General features: G+C 39.6%; 15 protein-coding genes. 11 read left to right on the top strand and 4 right to left on the bottom strand.

All coding sequences use genetic code 11. The features are described 5' to 3' along the window. Nucleotides 1-33 precede the first annotated feature (33 nt). Nucleotides 34-864, bottom strand: a complete 831-nt coding sequence (locus IYQ92_RS01690; RefSeq protein WP_229311259.1) for a peptidoglycan recognition family protein — start codon at nt 862-864, stop codon at nt 34-36. A gap of 197 nt (nt 865-1,061) precedes the next feature. Further along, the gene (locus IYQ92_RS01685; RefSeq protein ID WP_195675026.1) at nt 1,062-1,916 is read right to left on the bottom strand and encodes a glycoside hydrolase family 25 protein; all 855 of its coding nucleotides are present in this window, start codon (nt 1,914-1,916) and stop codon (nt 1,062-1,064) included. 232 nt (nt 1,917-2,148) lie between these two features. Here IYQ92_RS01685 and IYQ92_RS01680 point away from each other — a divergent pair, with 232 nt between their 5' ends. From IYQ92_RS01680 to IYQ92_RS01665, 4 genes are all read left to right on the top strand, one after another. Continuing rightward, the gene (locus IYQ92_RS01680; protein ID WP_195675025.1) at nt 2,149-3,252 is read left to right on the top strand and encodes a vitamin B12 independent methionine synthase; all 1,104 of its coding nucleotides are present in this window, start codon (nt 2,149-2,151) and stop codon (nt 3,250-3,252) included. 170 nt (nt 3,253-3,422) lie between these two features. Then, nucleotides 3,423-4,547 carry a 5-methyltetrahydropteroyltriglutamate--homocysteine S-methyltransferase gene (locus IYQ92_RS01675; protein ID WP_195675024.1) on the top strand — a complete coding sequence of 375 codons (1,125 nt, stop codon included), beginning with the start codon at nt 3,423-3,425 and terminating at the stop codon, nt 4,545-4,547. A gap of 265 nt (nt 4,548-4,812) precedes the next feature. Further along, nucleotides 4,813-5,337, top strand: coding sequence for an ECF transporter S component (locus IYQ92_RS01670; RefSeq protein ID WP_195675023.1), 525 nt, complete (start codon nt 4,813-4,815; stop codon nt 5,335-5,337). Next, the gene (locus IYQ92_RS01665) at nt 5,321-5,707 is read left to right on the top strand and encodes a DUF4430 domain-containing protein (RefSeq protein WP_195675022.1); all 387 of its coding nucleotides are present in this window, start codon (nt 5,321-5,323) and stop codon (nt 5,705-5,707) included. The genes IYQ92_RS01670 and IYQ92_RS01665 overlap by 17 nt, the downstream gene beginning before the upstream one ends. Nucleotides 5,708-5,746: 39 nt before the next feature. On the opposite strand, the gene IYQ92_RS01660 is transcribed toward IYQ92_RS01665, so the two are convergent. Both IYQ92_RS01660 and pepF read right to left on the bottom strand, forming a co-directional pair. Continuing rightward, nucleotides 5,747-6,223 (bottom strand): glutathione peroxidase, encoded by a 477-nt coding sequence (locus IYQ92_RS01660; RefSeq protein ID WP_195675021.1) that lies wholly within the window; start codon nt 6,221-6,223, stop codon nt 5,747-5,749. After that, nucleotides 6,216-8,015, bottom strand: a complete 1,800-nt coding sequence (pepF, locus tag IYQ92_RS01655; protein ID WP_195675020.1) for an oligoendopeptidase F — start codon at nt 8,013-8,015, stop codon at nt 6,216-6,218. Before pepF ends, IYQ92_RS01660 begins: the two co-directional genes overlap by 8 nt. 288 nt (nt 8,016-8,303) lie before the next feature. On the opposite strand from pepF, the gene ppc reads away from it, so the two are divergent. The 7 genes from ppc (at nt 8,304) to IYQ92_RS01620 (ending at nt 17,134) form a co-directional block, all read left to right on the top strand. Continuing rightward, nucleotides 8,304-11,018: a phosphoenolpyruvate carboxylase gene (ppc, locus tag IYQ92_RS01650; protein ID WP_420705736.1), complete on the top strand. Its 2,715-nt coding sequence runs from the start codon at nt 8,304-8,306 to the stop codon at nt 11,016-11,018. Nucleotides 11,019-11,159: 141 nt separating this feature from the next. Further along, the gene (gene ftsW, locus IYQ92_RS01645) at nt 11,160-12,428 is read left to right on the top strand and encodes a cell division peptidoglycan polymerase FtsW (protein WP_195675018.1); all 1,269 of its coding nucleotides are present in this window, start codon (nt 11,160-11,162) and stop codon (nt 12,426-12,428) included. 75 nt (nt 12,429-12,503) lie between these two features. Then, nucleotides 12,504-13,013 carry an RNA polymerase sigma factor gene (locus tag IYQ92_RS01640; RefSeq protein ID WP_195675017.1) on the top strand — a complete coding sequence of 170 codons (510 nt, stop codon included), beginning with the start codon at nt 12,504-12,506 and terminating at the stop codon, nt 13,011-13,013. Then, a complete protein-coding gene (locus tag IYQ92_RS01635) occupies nt 12,997-13,992 on the top strand; it encodes an anti sigma factor C-terminal domain-containing protein (protein WP_195675016.1) in 996 nt (331 codons plus the stop codon). Before IYQ92_RS01640 ends, IYQ92_RS01635 begins: the two co-directional genes overlap by 17 nt. Nucleotides 13,993-14,149: 157 nt before the next feature. Next, the gene (gene tuf / locus IYQ92_RS01630) at nt 14,150-15,346 is read left to right on the top strand and encodes an elongation factor Tu (RefSeq protein WP_195675015.1); all 1,197 of its coding nucleotides are present in this window, start codon (nt 14,150-14,152) and stop codon (nt 15,344-15,346) included. Nucleotides 15,347-15,534: 188 nt separating this feature from the next. Continuing rightward, nucleotides 15,535-16,293 (top strand): triose-phosphate isomerase, encoded by a 759-nt coding sequence (tpiA, locus tag IYQ92_RS01625; RefSeq protein WP_195675014.1) that lies wholly within the window; start codon nt 15,535-15,537, stop codon nt 16,291-16,293. Between the two features lie 148 nt (nt 16,294-16,441). Further along, complete coding sequence (locus tag IYQ92_RS01620; RefSeq protein WP_195675013.1) at nt 16,442-17,134, top strand: phosphoglycerate mutase; 693 nt, start codon at nt 16,442-16,444, stop codon at nt 17,132-17,134. Nucleotides 17,135-17,184 lie beyond the last annotated feature (50 nt).

Raw genomic sequence — 17,184 nt, 5'->3', positions numbered from 1 at the left:
ATCTCGTGAACGTTCTCCCCTTCATTATACCATTTACAAGCTATTATAGTAAGCCTGAATTAGTTCTATAAAGTCGTCAACATCATAGTCAACGCCAAATAATTGTTTGGCTGTCGATGACCAATAATCTGTTGGGTCAACGTGGTCTGTGCCACCCAGATAAAGCGAAACCATTTCATGGGTCCAAACAGTGCCAGAGCCATCTTTTTGCCCCTTAGTGACTGGTAAATGGTAGGTTTTGAGCATGAGAGCACTGTAATAAGCAGCATTTGCTAGTTGATTTGCAAAATAGGCTTGGGTATATACATGTGTCATTTCAAATTGAATGTAGTAGGGATTGGCTTTAGCCCCAGCTCCCTGAGCCATTTGACCTACATTGGCAATGTTTAAAATTTGACTTGAATCAATGAAAGTATGAACAAAAACGCCCGTTTCCTCATAAGAAGATTTCATATAGCTAACTTCAGCAGCAATCGTAGAGTCTTCCGTCCCTGTATCATGGATGACAATTCCTTTGGGATTACCCGAAGCGGTTTTGTAGCTAGATTGAGAGAAACCTTCATCCTTACTTTTGACCTTAACTTTAGGGTATCCCAGCTGGGTGACGTATTGATTGATAGTATTGGTTTGATTGAGAGTTAAAGAATCAGCCTTAACAAAATAGGTTTTATTACTGGCCGTAATCTTGGCAAGAAGAACCCTTTTGCCTTGCCGTTTAGTCAATTGGTAGTTCTTGACAGACACTGTTTGCGCCTGAAGTTTCTTAGAATTCAGTGAAAAATGACTGGCATAGACGACAGTATTATTAGCAATGGAAGCTGTCGCTGAAGTCGAGTAAGATTTGGTGACCCGAAAAACAAACAACCAGTGGGCCTGATAAAATGAAGAGCGGGCTAAAAAGACCAAGTAACAATTTCCAATTTAATCTTTTCTGACGTCGTTGGCGCCGTGATTGAGTTCCAGTTTTAGACATGGTGCTAAGCATAGCATAAAAAGCTAAAAAATTCTTTAATTAAGGTTACAAAAAAGATGCTGAGTATTCTCAACATCTGTCGTTTCATCTATTTTTTATCAACACTACCAAAGAGTTTCTTGTAGGTTTTCTTAGCATCCTTATTCACCGCAATTTGGTTCAGGTCTAAAGGATTACTAAATCCGTTAAGATAACCTTGTGAGGTGTACTGATGCAAGTCGTAATCGAGCTCAGTCTCAGGAGCAGCTTCATAGTAACCAGAATCGCTACCATAGGTAGGAATCCATACAGCATCAAAACCTTTGACAGATATTCTCTGCTCAGACATGAAGTAGGTTCCAATATAAATTCCAACATTCTTAGCACCCAAACGTTTGAGCTCTTCACGAAAGGCTTTGACCCCCTTATTCATATCGGTCATCGTCTGTTCTTCAACGTCAATCCAGTAGTAGGTCGGATTATAAGGAGATGCTGATTTATAAAAAGTTCTGGCTTCAGCTTTCATTTCTTTAACGCTTGACCCGAGTGCATAACTGTAAACGGCAACGGGAACCTTGCGCTTTTGTAATTCTTTAATGTGTGTCTTAAATGATTTATCAACTCCGGTCGTGTAGGCGGCATTATTGTCCACAGTGATTTGAGAACCTCCATAAACTCGAACAATGGCACCAGAAATATTTTTTGATAAAGTGTCATAATCAATCTCACTAGGAAGTTGCCAACCAGAAAGGTCGATAATTGGATTAAGAACAAACTCTTCTTTTTGGGATGATGTGGTTGTTCTTTTCTTCTTACTAGAGCTACTCACTTTCGGAATACTGTTACTCGCGTCAGCCAGTTGTCGCTTGAGTATGGCATCCGAAGAAAATTTACCGATAATTAAAATAAGAGCGAGTAAACCAAGAAAAATGATGACCACAATAGGCTTAATTCTTCTTCTCATTATTGATATTGTAACGTAAAAGCCCTAAAAAATCAAAGTTTACAGGCTTATTTACTTTATTTTAAAAAAGCGGTTGCTTTTTGTTATAAATGTTACGAAAATGTCATAATAAAAAAATATTTCAAAAGATGTTATAGATATTAACTATAACAAACAATAAAAAATATATATTTTACACCTATATCTGACAGTGGTAGAATAATGGCAACAAAAGTAATTGAGGTATTAATTAATGACAAAAATACATTTTCATTTTGACCATGTAGGAAGCTACCTTCGTCCGCAAGAATTGAAAGAAGCTCGTGAGCAGTTTTCAGAAGGAAAAATTAGTCAATCAGACTTGCTAGCAGTTCAAGACAAGCTTGTAAAAGATCTCGTTCATCACGAAGTTGAAAATGGCCTTCAAGTGGTTTCAGATGGTGAGTTCGGTCGCTCTTGGTGGCATTTGGACTTCCTTTGGAACCTAACAGGACTTGAAAGCTATCTTCAAAAGGATTCTTATAAATTCCACGGAGCAAAAACACGTACAACCAATGTTCGTATCAATGGAAAAATTGCTGAGAATCCAGAACACCCATTTTATCGTGATTTCCAATACCTCAAATCAATCACACCAGAAGGGGTTACACCAAAAGTAACCATTCCAAGCCCAAGTCTCTTGTTCCGTGATAACCGTTCTGACCAAGCTTTGGACCATTATGACACGTGGGAAGCTTACCTTGACGGTTTGGCTCAAGCTTATCACGATACTATTCTTCACTTTTACGATTTGGGTGCACGCTATGTGCAATTGGACGACACAACTTGGGCATTCTTGATTCAACAATTGTCTCAAGGTAGTGCTGAGGAAAAAGCACAAGCTGAAAAAAATGCTAAAGATGCTGTTTACTTGATTAACAAGGCTTTAGAAAATCTTCCTGAAGATTTGACAACAGCTACGCACATCTGCCGTGGTAATTTCCAATCGACTTACCTTTTTGAAGGTGGCTACAATGTTGTTGCAGAATATCTTGGTCAATTGAACTACGATATTTTCTTCCTTGAATACGATGACAGCCGTTCAGGGGACTTCTCACCACTTGCTACTATCTGGAATAACCGTCCAAATGTAGAGCTGGTTTTAGGTGTTATCACATCTAAGAAACCAGAATTGGAAGATATTGATGCAGTTATTGCGCGTATCAATGAAGCTGCACAGACTGTTCCACTTGAAAATCTAGGTATTTCAACCCAATGTGGCTTTGCTTCTACCGAAGAAGGAAATATCTTGACAGAAGAAGACGAGTGGAAAAAATTACAACTCATCAAAACGATTACAGACAAAGTTTGGGGATAATTTGACTAGAGAGGGCAACCTCTCTTTTTTCTTGTCCAGATATAGTTTAAAACTATATCTAAAAATAATTATATAGTCAAAAACTATAACAATAGATATAAAATATATATTTTACAGCTATACCAAAGATTGATAAAATGAGTTCAACAAATAAATAAAGAGGTAATCACATGACTAAAAAATACATTGAACACGTTGGCTCATTTCTTCGTCCAAAGGCTTTGCAAGAAGCTCGTGCAGGTTTTGAAAATGGAACTGTTACAGCTGAAGAATTAAAAGCAGTTGAAGATCAAGCCATCTTTGATTTGGTGGATAAACAAATTGTTGCGGGACTTGAAAAAGTGACAGATGGGGAATTCCGTCGTTCATACTGGCATTTGGATTTCTTCTGGGGATTCCAGGGTGTTGACCATGTCCAAGCAGCAGAAGGCTATCATTTCCATGGTGAAACAACCAAGGCTGACTCAGCAATTGTAGCGGGTAAAATTTCTGGTCAGAATCATCCTTTCGTTTCAGCTTATCAATTTTTGGCAAAAGCGGTAGAAGGCAAAGGTGTTGAAGCGAAATATACGATTCCTGCGCCAGCTCAATTTTACTTTGAATTGATTCGTGATGCAGAGCATGTTGAGCGACTCGCAGAGATATATCCTAATTTTGACGAGCTCCGCCAAGACATTAAAGCAGCCTACTTACAAGTTATTGATGATTTGGTAGCATCAGGTTTGAAAACTCTTCAAGTTGACGACTGTACTTGGGGATGTTTGGTTGATAAAAACTTCCTAGATGGTTGGGGAGCAGCTCAAGGAAAAACAGGAGAGGAAGTCCACAAGGAATTGTCACATCTCTTCTTAACTTTGAACAATGATGTTTATCAAAATGTTCCAGAAGGACTGACAGTTAACACTCACGTTTGTCGTGGTAATTTCCATTCTACTTGGGCTTCATCAGGCGGTTACGAAGCTGTTGCAGCAGATTTGTTTGGCAAGGAGGCTGTATCGTCTTACTTCCTAGAATTTGACACCGAACGCGCAGGTGGTTTCGAGCCTTTAGCAGAAGTAACAGAAGGCAAAGTTGCTGTGCTCGGTCTGATTACGACTAAAGATGGTCAATTAGAGGACAAAGAAGCTGTTATCGCTCGTATCCATGAAGCAGAAAAATACCTACCCTTGGAACAATTGTGGCTATCAACTCAATGTGGCTTTGCGTCAACAGAAGAAGGAAATACCCTAACAGAAGAAGACCAATGGGCTAAATTAGCTTTGGTAAATGATATTATCAAAGAAATTTGGGAATAGGGAATAATAGTAAAAAAGAGAGTGGAACAGAAATCGGTAAGACGAAGTCTTCGATTTTCCCTCACGTCTTTATTTCTCGGTTTGGGCTGAAACAGTCTCTCCCCAGACTGTTTCACTCCCACCTCCGCACAGTTGAGTAGGTCTCTAAGTGCTGATTTATCAGTGCTTAGATGCCACTCAACCACTGCGACTTGAGATTAGTTCAGACAAAATAAAGAGAGGTTAGGGAGTTTTATCCTAACCTCTTTTACTATATAATAGACCTATGACAGTTTCAAAATCTTTACAGCATCTCACTCGAATTGCTATTTTATCAGCACTCTGTGTGGTTCTCCGCTATGCCTTTGCAAGTTTGCCCAATGTGCAACCTATCACAGCTATCTTCCTCATCAGTTCGGTGAGTTTGGGATTAACAGATAGCATTTCAATAATGGCTATCACGATGCTCGTTTCTTCATTTCTGATGGGATTTGGTCCCTGGGTTTTCTGGCAAATTCTTTCATTCGCTCTTATCCTATGCCTTTGGAAATGGCTTTTATACCCACTGACAAAAGTCTTGAAATTTGGTAAAATAAATGAAGTTGTGCCTCAAGCACTGCTGGCGGGGATGATGGGGATTGTTTATGGGGTGGTCATTGATTCTTTTTATGCCTTCATTTATAGCATGCCTTGGTGGACCTATGTTTTAGCGGGGGCTAGTTTCAATTTAGCGCACGCCCTATCGACAATCCTCTTTTATCCCCTCATTTTACCTATTCTAAGGAGATTTTATCATGAAAAAAGTTTTTAATCTGCTGCTGGTCGGACTCATGTCCCTTGTTTTGGTCGCCTGCGGCAATAGCGGTGCTACAAAGACAAGCGCCAGCTCATCGGCTGAAAGCCTAAAAATCCAACTCGTCGTTAAAGAAGATACGAATACGATTGATGAAAAAGTGACTGCGGACAAAGGTGACACGGTCATGGATGTTCTCAAGGACAACTATAAGGTTGTTGAAAAAGATGGTTTCATCACCTCAATCGACGGCATCAGCCAAGACGAAAAAGCCGGTAAATATTGGATGTTCAAAGTTAACGGCAAAATGGCACCAAAAGCTGCGGACAAAATCAAAGTCAAAAACGGCGATAAGGTTGAATTTTACCAAGAAGTTTATAAACAATAATCTAAATAAGAGATGCTCGAGTGGGCATCTCTTATTATCTTAAAGAAACTTCTTGATAGCTTCTTCAATTTTTCTTGGTTCTGTCTTAGATGAAAAGCGTTTGACAACATTGCCCTCTCGGTCAATTAGAAATTTAGCAAAGTTCCATTCAATACGTTTACCGAGTGGACCAGAAGCTTGGTCCTTTAGCCAGACATAGAGCGGGTCAGCTTCTTTTCCGTTAACTTTGATTTTGGCAAAACGTGGGAAGCTTGTTTGGTAATTTAGACTGCAAAAGTTATTGATTTCCTCAGCAGTTCCTGGTGCTTGCCCAGCAAATTGATTGCAGGGAAAATCCAAAATTTCAAAGCCGTATTGGCGGTAGTCGTCGTATAGTTTTTGGAGACCTTCGTATTGTGGTGTCAATCCACAACCTGTGGCAGTGTTGACGACAAGAGTGACTTTTCCCTTGTAATCAGCTAGCGCGATCTCATTGCCATCCTGCCCTTTAACAATAAAATCGAAAAGACTAGTCATGGTCAATCTCCTTTGAATAAGCGATGATTTGGTCCACAGTATCGGACAAGAAAGTAATGGTGTCGCGGAGCGGTTTGTCTGTTGAAATGTCGGCGCCAATCAGGAGAGCAGTGTCAAGTGGTGTACGGCTTCCACCTGATTTGAGGAATTCCAGCCAATCGCTAGCACCATTCGGATTGTTCTTGAGATTGAGGTAGCCGGCGGTCGAGATGACCAAGCCAGCAGAATAAGTGTAGCTGTAAAGTCCCATGTAGTAGTGAGCTTGACGCATCCAAGTGAGGGCTGCATCGTCATCAATTTCTACGGCGTCACCCCAGAATTGAGTCAGAACTTCTTTCATAATGGTGTTGAGTTGTTCGGTACCGAAAGTTCCACCTTCCTCAATAAGGCTGTAAACTTTGCGCTGGAAGGCAGCTTCAAGTAAGTGCGTGATAAAATTGTGGAAGTAAGTGTCTGTCAAACGATGGGCAAGTGCGAAGCGTTTTTGACGAGGGCTGTCAAATTGATGCTCCAAGTAGTCACTGAGGAGTAATTCATTAAAGGTCGAAGGAGCTTCAACATAATAAGTTGACATGTGTGTGTTGAAATAACTTTGATGGTTATCAGAGAAAATGAACTGACCAGAGTGTCCAATTTCGTGGATTAGGGTATAAACATCACTCATACGACCAGTCCAGCTCATGAGAACATAAGGGTGCACCTTGTAAGGGTTGGCAGCATAACCACCTGAATCTTTGTTAGCATTGGCAGCGAAGTCTACCCAACGCTCTGTCTGATAACGTTCCACTTCCTGAGCGTATTCTTGACCAAGTGGCGCAACGGATTTCATGACTAAATCATAAGCGTCGTCGATGGAAATTTCAGGATTGAGGTCATTATCAATATCTAATTTCCAATCGGCAAAGGTCATTTTTTCAAGACCATTGACTTGTGCCACGTGTTTGAGGAATTTCTGCGCCACAGGACCAAAGTCATTCATGATGAGGTCAATTTGACGGTCAAACATGGCACGGTCCACCTCTTGGTCAGCCAATAGGTAATCAAAAACAGAATCATAGCCACGCATGTCCGCAATCAATTTTTCAGATTTGACTTTAGCTAGGTAAGCAGCGGCAGCAGCATTTTGATGTTGACGAAGTCCTTTTGAAAAAGAACGGAAAGATTTTTCACGAATCTCTGAATTTTCATGGTTTTGGAAGAAATTTTCATAGGTTACAAAGCTATTTTTGTAGACCTTGCCATCCACCTCAAAGTCGTCCATCTCAAAATCGCCAGCGCGCATCTTAGTGTAGATATCGTAAGGTGCCCCGAGCACTTCGTTGAGATTTGTAAGAGCCTTTTCCACTTCAGGACTGAGCAAGTGTTCTTTTTGGATTTTAGCCTGACGAATGGCTGCGCTGAAGTAGGGATTTCTTTCTAGCTCATTTAAAACAGCAGTGTCTGCACTTGCAAGTGCCGTGTCAAAGAATGAAAGGGCTACCCCAGCCTTTGTTTCGAAGTCAGCGCCAGCTTGCGCAATTTGCGCAAATTCCTCACTCGAAAAATCAGAGGTTTGAGGCATAAAAGCATAAGTGCCAATGTGGCTCATTTGAATGTAAATCTGTTCAATTTCCATGAGGGCAGCCGTGAAATCCTCTGTTGTACGAAGCTTATTTTCATAGTTACGCTTGAAAGTGTCAATATCGGCTAAGGCCTTTTCGATAGCTAAAAGAAAATCCTGACGGTCTTTATAAAGAGCAGTTAAATCCCAAAGTTCGTTTTCGGGAAATTCTGAACGGTGTTTAAGTTCCATAAATAGTCTCCTTGAATTAGTTACTCTTAGTAGTATAGCAGAAAATGAAGAAATTCGAAAAGGTTTTCAAACAGAAAATGGGAAAAAGACGAACAAAAGTCAGAAAATTCCTACGATAATTGACAATTATATTTACTTTTAGATAAAAAGTGGTATGATATTAAGTAATACTTGAGGAGAGGAAGTGAACATGTGACAATTGGGAAACTTGAAAGTAGTCATAACGACGCTATTGTTACAGAAGAAGTTGGAATTCTAAAAGAATTATTAGAAGAAACCACACGCAAAATGGTTGGCCAGGAAGCTTTCCAGAAAATCGAAAAATTAGTCGATTTGTCAGCGAGTAATCAGTATAAGGAACTAGAAAAAGTTATTGCGACACTGACTAATGATGAAATGGTCATTGTGTCTCGTTACTTTTCAATCTTACCATTGTTGATTAACATTTCAGAAGACGTTGACTTAGCCTATGAGATCAACTACAAAAATAATACCAAGACAGATTATCTCGGTAAATTGTCATCAACGATTGATATGGTTGCTGACAGTGATAAGGCTAAAGAAATCTTGGAAAACGTTAATGTGGTGCCAGTTCTGACAGCCCATCCGACCCAAGTACAACGTAAAACAGTCTTGGAGTTGACCACTAAGATTCACGATTTATTGCGTAAGTACCGTGATGTCAAGGTAGGTACTGTTAATGAAGAAAAATGGATGGCTGACCTTCGTCGTTACATTGAAATCATCATGCAAACAGATACCATCCGCGAGAAAAAATTAAAAGTTAAAAATGAGATTACCAACGTCATGGAATACTATAACCGTTCCTTGATTAAGGCAATCACAAAATTGACTATGGAGTACAAAAAGTTGGCGGCGCAAAAAGGTCTTCAACTTGAAAACCCCAAACCTATCACTATGGGAATGTGGATTGGTGGTGACCGTGATGGTAACCCATACGTAACAGCAGAAACCCTCCGTTTGTCAGCTATGGTTCAAAATGAAGTCATTATCAATTATTATATTGAAAAATTAAATGGCTTATACCGTACTTTCTCGTTGTCAACTACCTTGACGCAGACAAGTCCAGAAGTTGAGCGTCTAGCTAGCCTATCTGGCGATACCTCAATTTATCGTGAAAATGAGCCATATCGAAAAGCTTTTAATTATGTTCAATCAAAATTAGTTCAAACCCTTCTTAATCTGCGACTTGGAAAGCAAAATCGATCACTTGTTGAGGGTAATGCCTTTTTAGGTCGCCAAACGGGCTCAACGGTTGTTGGTCAGTATGTTAAAACGCATTTATCACAGGCTGTTTCAGAGATTCAGACTGAGGAATTGCCAAGCTACAGGACAGCTGCTGAGTTTAAAGCTGACTTGGAAATCATCAAAGATTCTCTTCTTGCAAACGGTGAAGAAGTCTTACTAACAGGAGATTTTAACGAATTATTACAAGCTGTTGATGTCTTTGGTTTCTACCTTGCAAGTATCGACATGCGTCAGGATTCAAGTGTTCACGAAGCATGTGTAGCCGAACTCTTAAAATCCGCTAACATTGTTGACGATTACAGTTCCCTTTCTGAAGATGAAAAATGTCAAGTTCTCTTGAAAGAATTATTGGAAGATCCAAGAACCCTATCTTCAACTCACGCTGAAAAATCTGAATTACTCCAAAAAGAATTAGCCATTTTCAAAGTAGCACGTGAATTGAAGGACCAACTCGGTGAAGAAGTCATCAAGCAACATATCATCTCGCACACTGAGAGCGTGTCAGATATGTTTGAATTGGCTATCATGCTTAAAGAAGTTGGTTTAGTTGATACTGAAACAGCTCGTGTTCAGGTTGTTCCTCTATTTGAAACCATCGAAGACTTGGAAAATTCCCGGGCTATTATGACTCAATATTTGGAATATGACCTCGTTCAAAAATGGATTGCTTCTAAAGGAAATTACCAAGAAATCATGCTAGGTTACTCTGATAGTAACAAAGACGGCGGTTACCTTTCATCAGGTTGGAGCCTTTATAAAGCTCAAAACGAATTGACTCAAATCGGTGAAGACCATGGTGTTAAAATCACCTTCTTCCACGGTCGTGGCGGTACTGTTGGTCGTGGTGGCGGTCCATCATACGAAGCTATCACTTCGCAACCATTCGGTTCTATCAAAGATCGCATCCGCTTGACAGAGCAAGGCGAAATTATTGAAAATAAATATGGTAATAAGGACGCTGCTTACTACAATTTGGAAATGTTGATTTCAGCTTCTGCTAACCGCATGGTGACCAATCAATTGACTGACCCTAACGAAATTGATGGCTTCCGCGAAGCTATGGATGGTATCGTTGCTGATAGTAATGTTATCTATCGTGATCTTGTATTTGGAAATCCTTATTTCTATGATTATTTCTTTGAAGCAAGTCCAATTAAGGAAGTCTCAAGTCTTAACATTGGGTCTCGTCCAGCTGCTCGTAAGACCATCACTGAAATTTCGGGTCTTCGTGCTATTCCTTGGGTATTCTCATGGTCACAAAGTCGTGTCATGTTCCCAGGATGGTATGGTGTTGGCTCTGCTTTTAAACACTTCATCGATAAGGAAGAGGGGAATTTAGCTAAACTCCAACACATGTATCAAACATGGCCATTCTTCACTTCTCTACTGTCCAATGTCGACATGGTTTTGTCAAAATCAAACATGAACATTGCTCTACAATATGCACAGTTAGCAAAGAAAGAAGAAGTCAGAGATGTCTTCAACCATATTTTGAATGAATGGCAACTTACTAAAGAAGTTATTCTAGCTATTGAGCAACACGAAGACTTGTTGGAAGAAAGTCCAACCCTTCGTGCCAGTCTTGACTACCGTTTGCCTTACTTTAATGTTTTGAACTATGTTCAAATTGAATTGATTAAACGTTTGCGCAATAATCAACTTGATGAGGATTATGAAAAACTGATTCATATCACCATCAACGGAATTGCAACAGGCTTGCGTAATTCAGGCTGATAAATTTAATGAAGTCGAGCTGTCTCGGCTTCATTTTTTACCTATTTTGGCAACTAAGCGCCAGCCATTCTTTTACATTGCTTTAGAAAGATGATATAATGCTAATTGATTGTTTCGTAAGGATAGAAAGTAGAAATTATTATGAAAATTGATAAGAGGCATCTTTTAAATTACACGATTTTGATACCTTATTTGATTTTGTCGGCTCTTGGTCTTATTGTCATCTATTCAACAACTAGCACGAGTCTAATTCAGAGCGGTTTGAACCCTTTTAAGTCGGTTATCAACCAAGGTGTTTTTTGGATTGTTAGTTTGATGTCCATTACTTTCATTTATAGGCTGAGGTTGAATTTCTTAAAAAATTCCCGAGTCTTGACCGTTGTTATGTTAGTTGAGATTCTGTTGCTGTTGATAGCACGATTCTTTACTCAGCGTGTTAATGGTGCACATGGTTGGATTGTTGTGGGGCCCGTTAGTTTTCAGCCTGCCGAATATCTGAAGATTATTATTGTTTGGTTTTTAGCTTATACCTTCGCTCGGCGTCAGCAATTGATTGCAACCTATGATTATCAGGCTTTGACTAAACGAAAATGGTACCCACGCAAGTGGAGTGACTTGAAAGACTGGCGCGTGTATGCTCTGGTTATGGTTGGTCTTGTAGCAGCTCAGCCTGACTTGGGAAATGCGACTATCATTGTTTTGACAGCTATTATTATGTATAGTGTGAGTGGTATTGGTTACAGGTGGTTTTCATCTATTTTAGGGCTTATTGTTGCTGGGTCTAGCTTGCTTCTAGGTTCTATTTATTTGATTGGTATTGAGACTGTCAGCAAGGTTCCAGTTTTTGGTTATGTCGCTAAACGTTTCAGCGCCTACTTTAATCCCTTCAAAGATTTGACAGATTCAGGTCACCAATTAGCCAATTCTTATTACGCTATGAGCAATGGTGGGTGGTTTGGCTTAGGATTGGGAAATTCGATTGAAAAAAGAGGCTACCTACCAGAGGCAACAACAGACTTCGTTTTTTCAATTGTCATAGAAGAACTTGGTGTCATTGGTGCAGGATTTATTTTGGCCTTGGTATTCTTCCTAATTCTTCGTATCATGTATGTCGGTATTAAGGCAAAAGACCCCTTTAATTCAATGATAGCTTTGGGAATTGGCGGAATGTTGCTCATCCAAGTATTCGTAAATATTGGTGGTATTTCAGGATTGATTCCATCAACTGGAGTTACCTTTCCCTTCTTATCTCAAGGAGGGAATAGTTTACTGATTCTTTCGGTTGCCATCGGTTTTGTTCTTAACATTTCTGCTAATGAAAAACGCTCAGCCATTTTACAAGAGGCTGAAGAAGTCTATGAGCAGACTGTTCAAAATGAAAAAGTGGTTAACATTAACGATTTTCAATAATCTCAAAAACTAGGTGCTTTGCCTAGTTTTTTTGTAACCTTTTGTCTGCGTATTCGTTATACTAATGAAGAGGGGGTGAGGCTGATTAAACTGGATGATTATGAAAAAGAATTGATAGGATATGCGCAAGAAATAGTTTATTATTTACAAAAATCAGGAGTGGCTAACGAGACCGCAAAAGATATCAGCCAAGATGTTCTAGTCAAAATGCTAGAAACCCATCCGATTTTGTCAAAAGATAAAATAAGGGCTTGGATGTACCGCGTTGCCATCAGGAAATATATTGATACTTATCGCCGCGACAGGCTCTATTCTGAAATTTTACAGAGAGAATTTTTCAAAAAAGAAGAAGTTATCGAAATAACTAAACCAGACTATCAGCCACTTTATGACGCAATCCATCAATTAAAGAAGGACTACCGACTCGCCTTGGATTTATTCTATTTTCAACAGCTGACAATTAAAGAGATTGCTAATCTACTAGGAAAGTCGGTGGCTGGTGTTAAAGTCACCCTCATGCGAGGGCGTCATCAATTACGACGTGAATTAGAAAAGGAGGGCTACTCTTATGAAGACTTCAAATGATTTTAAAACCATCGCTAAGCGAAGTAAATGGAAGAATCGAGTTAAAACAATCTTATTGACGCTCTTAATTTTAGGAATAAGTTATGTTGGTACCCGTATGCTAACAGGACGATTAATTAGCCAACAAGCCTGGGAAATTGTTCACCAAATAGAGTTAACGGAGAATGTAGCCTATCCCAATATTTCAACCTATACTTGGTCAGCCGATGGCGGTGATATGTTTCATGGAGGTATCAAATGGCGTCAGGCAAAAAATATTGATGGAGTAGAAGTAGGATATTCTGAAAATAGCGTATCTTTCAATATTTTAGGTCAAACATCAGGTCTTATTTTTGACCACGATCCGGGTAAGTACGCTGCAAATGGTACCCGCTATAATTTGAAAGAAAATCAAAAGATTCCACAATTTTACAATCGCAGAGCCAAATCAAGTAAAAGTACCACTGTAGCAAAATCAAGGCGAGAATTGGCTCTTGTCAAGAATATGCCAAACCAACTGGTTGAGATGGCTATCACTTTTGATAAACCTTATCAATTAAAAGACATCAAGCAGATGCTACCTAGTAATCTAAAGACAAATTGGTACTGGATTGGCACGACATCAACTGGTGATTCAAGTGTATGGCATGAAAGTGACTTATTCGGCGCTAGTGCTGAAAGTCTCAGTCAGTCTAGTAAAGGTAGTCCAATAGACAGCAGAAATTTTTTGAGTCAGTTGAAAGCATATCAAAAAAATAATAAAGGAAAATCAACCTACAATAATGTTGCTCCATCAGATGACATTACACGCTACCTAAAAACTTTTCGTAAAATTGACATGAGCAAGTCATCAGACGTAGACAGGCTGAAGTTCTCAGGTGTTATCTTGACAGGAAAGGCTGAGAATTTTGAGCAACTAAATAGCAAAACTTGGATTTATGCATCTTCGATAGGCATGACTATACCTAATCAGCCATATTATCAGCTAGAAAAGCAATAAATAGACCATGTTGAAGAGATAGGAAGAGTCTAAAATTTGTAAAAAGCAAAGTAAACTCTTGCAATTTTAATATAATTTGTTAAAATAGTAAAGTAAAGTTAGACTGTATTGCCTACCGTCTATCTATAAAATATATTTTATTGGAGGCTTTTCCTAAATGGCAAAAGAAAAATACGATCGTAGTAAACCACACGTTAACATTGGTACAATTGGACACGTTGACCATGGTAAAACTACTTTGACTGCAGCTATCACAACTGTATTGGCACGTCGTTTGCCTTCAGCAGTTAACCAACCTAAAGACTACGCTTCAATCGATGCTGCTCCTGAAGAACGCGAACGCGGTATCACAATCAACACTGCACACGTTGAGTACGAGACTGCTAAACGTCACTATGCTCACATCGACGCTCCAGGACACGCGGACTACGTTAAAAACATGATCACTGGTGCTGCCCAAATGGACGGAGCTATCCTTGTAGTAGCTTCTACTGATGGACCAATGCCACAAACTCGTGAACACATCCTTCTTTCACGTCAAGTTGGTGTTAAACACCTTATCGTCTTCATGAACAAAGTTGACTTGGTTGACGATGAAGAATTGCTTGAATTGGTTGAAATGGAAATCCGTGACCTTCTTTCAGAATACGATTTTCCAGGTGACGATCTTCCAGTTATCCAAGGTTCAGCTCTTAAAGCCCTTGAAGGTGACACTAAATATGAAGATATCATCATGGAATTGATGGATACTGTTGATGAATACATTCCAGAACCAGAACGTGATACTGACAAACCATTGCTTCTTCCAGTCGAAGATGTATTCTCAATCACTGGTCGTGGTACTGTAGCATCAGGACGTATTGACCGTGGTACTATCCGTGTCAACGATGAAGTTGAAATCGTTGGTATCAAAGACAAAATTCAAAAAGCAGTTGTTACTGGTGTTGAAATGTTCCGTAAACAACTTGATGAAGGTCTTGCAGGGGATAACGTTGGTGTTCTTCTTCGTGGTATCCAACGTGATGAAATCGAACGTGGTCAAGTTCTTGCTAAACCAGGTTCAATCCACCCACACACTAAATTCAAAGGTGAAGTTTACATCCTTTCTAAAGAAGAAGGTGGACGTCACACTCCATTCTTCAACAACTACCGTCCACAGTTCTACTTCCGTACAACTGACGTAACTGGTTCAATCGAATTGCCAGCAGGTACTGAAATGGTTATGCCTGGTGATAACGTTACTATCGACGTTGAATTGATCCACCCAATCGCCGTTGAACAAGGTACTACTTTCTCTATCCGTGAAGGTGGACGTACTGTTGGTTCAGGTATCGTTTCAGAAATCGAAGCTTAATTTTAATTAAGTTCCCAAATAACAATTAGAGTCAGACAACTCATATTGTAAAGGGTCTCTTCGGAGGCTCTTTTTGTATGTTATTGCGATTTTAAGCAAAAATATCAGAAAAAACCTCGTGAATCTTTTAATAAGCTCTAAAATATGGTAAAATATGTAAGTAAATAAAAAAAGAAGAGGTATGTGAAATGTCACGTAAACCATTTATCGCCGGTAACTGGAAAATGAACAAAAACCCACAAGAAGCTAAAGCTTTTGTGGAAGCAGTAGCAAGCAAATTGCCTTCAGCTGATCTTGTTGAAGCTGGTATTGCAGCTCCTGCAGTAGATTTGTCAGCTGTTCTTGAAGCTGCAAAAGGTTCAGCTCTTAAAGTTGCTGCACAAAACACTTACTTTGAAAATGCAGGTGCCTTCACTGGTGAAACTAGCCCACAAGTATTGAAAGAAATGGGTACTGACTACGTAGTAATCGGTCACTCAGAACGTCGTGACTACTTCCACGAAACAGACGAAGATATCAACAAAAAAGCAAAAGCTATCTTTGCTAACGGTATGCTTCCAATTATCTGCTGTGGTGAATCACTTGAAACTTACGAAGCTGGTAAAGCTGGTGAATTCGTAGGAGCACAAGTATCTGCAGCTTTGGCTGGTTTGACAGAAGAACAAGTTTCTTCACTTGTTATCGCTTACGAACCAATCTGGGCTATCGGTACTGGTAAATCAGCTACTCAAGACGACGCTCAAAACATGTGTAAAACAGTTCGTGACGTTGTTGCTAAAGACTTCGGTCAAGCAGTTGCTGACAAAGTTCGCATCCAATACGGTGGATCAGTTAAGCCTGAAAACGTTGCTGAGTACATGGCTTGTCCAGACGTTGATGGTGCCCTTGTTGGTGGTGCATCACTTCAACCAGAAAGCTTCTTGGCACTTTTGGACTTCGTTAAATAAGACTATTTAATTGAGAAAAAGGTGAACTAGTGTTCTAGTTTGCCTTTTTGATTTTATCTGGGTTTAGACTAGATTTTTTGCCTATTTTTTTGTAAAATAGAAAGAGTAAGTATTGGCTTTTAGCCAAAAATAAAAGGAGAATTATCTAATGGTAAAATTGGTATTTGCACGCCATGGTGAATCTGAATGGAACAAAGCTAACCTTTTCACTGGTTGGGCTGACGTAGACCTTTCAGATAAAGGAACTCAACAAGCGGTCGATGCTGGTAAATTGATTAAAGAAGCTGGAATCGAATTTGACCTTGCTTTCACTTCAGTTCTTAAACGTGCCATCAAAACAACTAACCTTGCTCTTGAAGCATCAGACCAACTTTGGGTACCAGTTGAAAAATCATGGCGTTTGAACGAACGTCACTATGGTGGCTTGACTGGTCAAAACAAAGCTGAAGCTGCTGAAAAATGGGGTGACGATCAAGTTCACATTTGGCGTCGTTCATACGATGTATTGCCACCAGCGATGGCAAAAGACGACGAACACTCTGCACACACAGACCGTCGTTATGCATCACTTGATGATTCAGTAATTCCAGATGCCGAAAACTTGAAAGTTACTTTGGAACGCGCACTTCCATTCTGGGAAGATAAAATCGCTCCAGCACTTAAAGATGGTAAAAATGTATTTGTAGGTGCACACGGTAACTCAATCCGTGCACTTGTAAAACACATCAAACAATTGTCAGACGACGAAATCATGGACGTTGAAATTCCAAACTTCCCACCATTGGTATTCGAATTTGACGAAAAATTGAACATTACTAACGAGTACTACCTCGGTAAATAATGTTTAGGAAAAGTTCGGGATTTTCCCGGCTTTTTCTTTTCTGCAAAAAA

Origin of the sequence: Streptococcus sp. HF-1907 (assembly GCF_015594605.1) — a bacterium.
Lineage (GTDB): Bacteria > Bacillota > Bacilli > Lactobacillales > Streptococcaceae > Streptococcus.
The sequence above is the reverse complement of the archived record's forward strand: the minus strand, read 5'-3'. Positions and strand labels throughout refer to the sequence as shown.

Coding starts and splice junctions, on each gene's coding strand:
- IYQ92_RS01685 (WP_195675026.1), bottom strand. CDS start 1,916: ATGAGAAGAAGAATTAAGCCTATTGTGGTCATCATTTTTCTTGGTTTA.
- IYQ92_RS01680 (WP_195675025.1), top strand. CDS start 2,149: ATGACAAAAATACATTTTCATTTTGACCATGTAGGAAGCTACCTTCGT.
- IYQ92_RS01675 (WP_195675024.1), top strand. CDS start 3,423: ATGACTAAAAAATACATTGAACACGTTGGCTCATTTCTTCGTCCAAAG.
- IYQ92_RS01670 (WP_195675023.1), top strand. CDS start 4,813: ATGACAGTTTCAAAATCTTTACAGCATCTCACTCGAATTGCTATTTTA.
- IYQ92_RS01665 (WP_195675022.1), top strand. CDS start 5,321: ATGAAAAAAGTTTTTAATCTGCTGCTGGTCGGACTCATGTCCCTTGTT.
- IYQ92_RS01660 (WP_195675021.1), bottom strand. CDS start 6,223: ATGACTAGTCTTTTCGATTTTATTGTTAAAGGGCAGGATGGCAATGAG.
- pepF (WP_195675020.1), bottom strand. CDS start 8,015: ATGGAACTTAAACACCGTTCAGAATTTCCCGAAAACGAACTTTGGGAT.
- ppc (WP_420705736.1), top strand. CDS start 8,304: ATGGTTGGCCAGGAAGCTTTCCAGAAAATCGAAAAATTAGTCGATTTG.
- ftsW (WP_195675018.1), top strand. CDS start 11,160: ATGAAAATTGATAAGAGGCATCTTTTAAATTACACGATTTTGATACCT.
- IYQ92_RS01635 (WP_195675016.1), top strand. CDS start 12,997: ATGAAGACTTCAAATGATTTTAAAACCATCGCTAAGCGAAGTAAATGG.
- tuf (WP_195675015.1), top strand. CDS start 14,150: ATGGCAAAAGAAAAATACGATCGTAGTAAACCACACGTTAACATTGGT.
- tpiA (WP_195675014.1), top strand. CDS start 15,535: ATGTCACGTAAACCATTTATCGCCGGTAACTGGAAAATGAACAAAAAC.
- IYQ92_RS01620 (WP_195675013.1), top strand. CDS start 16,442: ATGGTAAAATTGGTATTTGCACGCCATGGTGAATCTGAATGGAACAAA.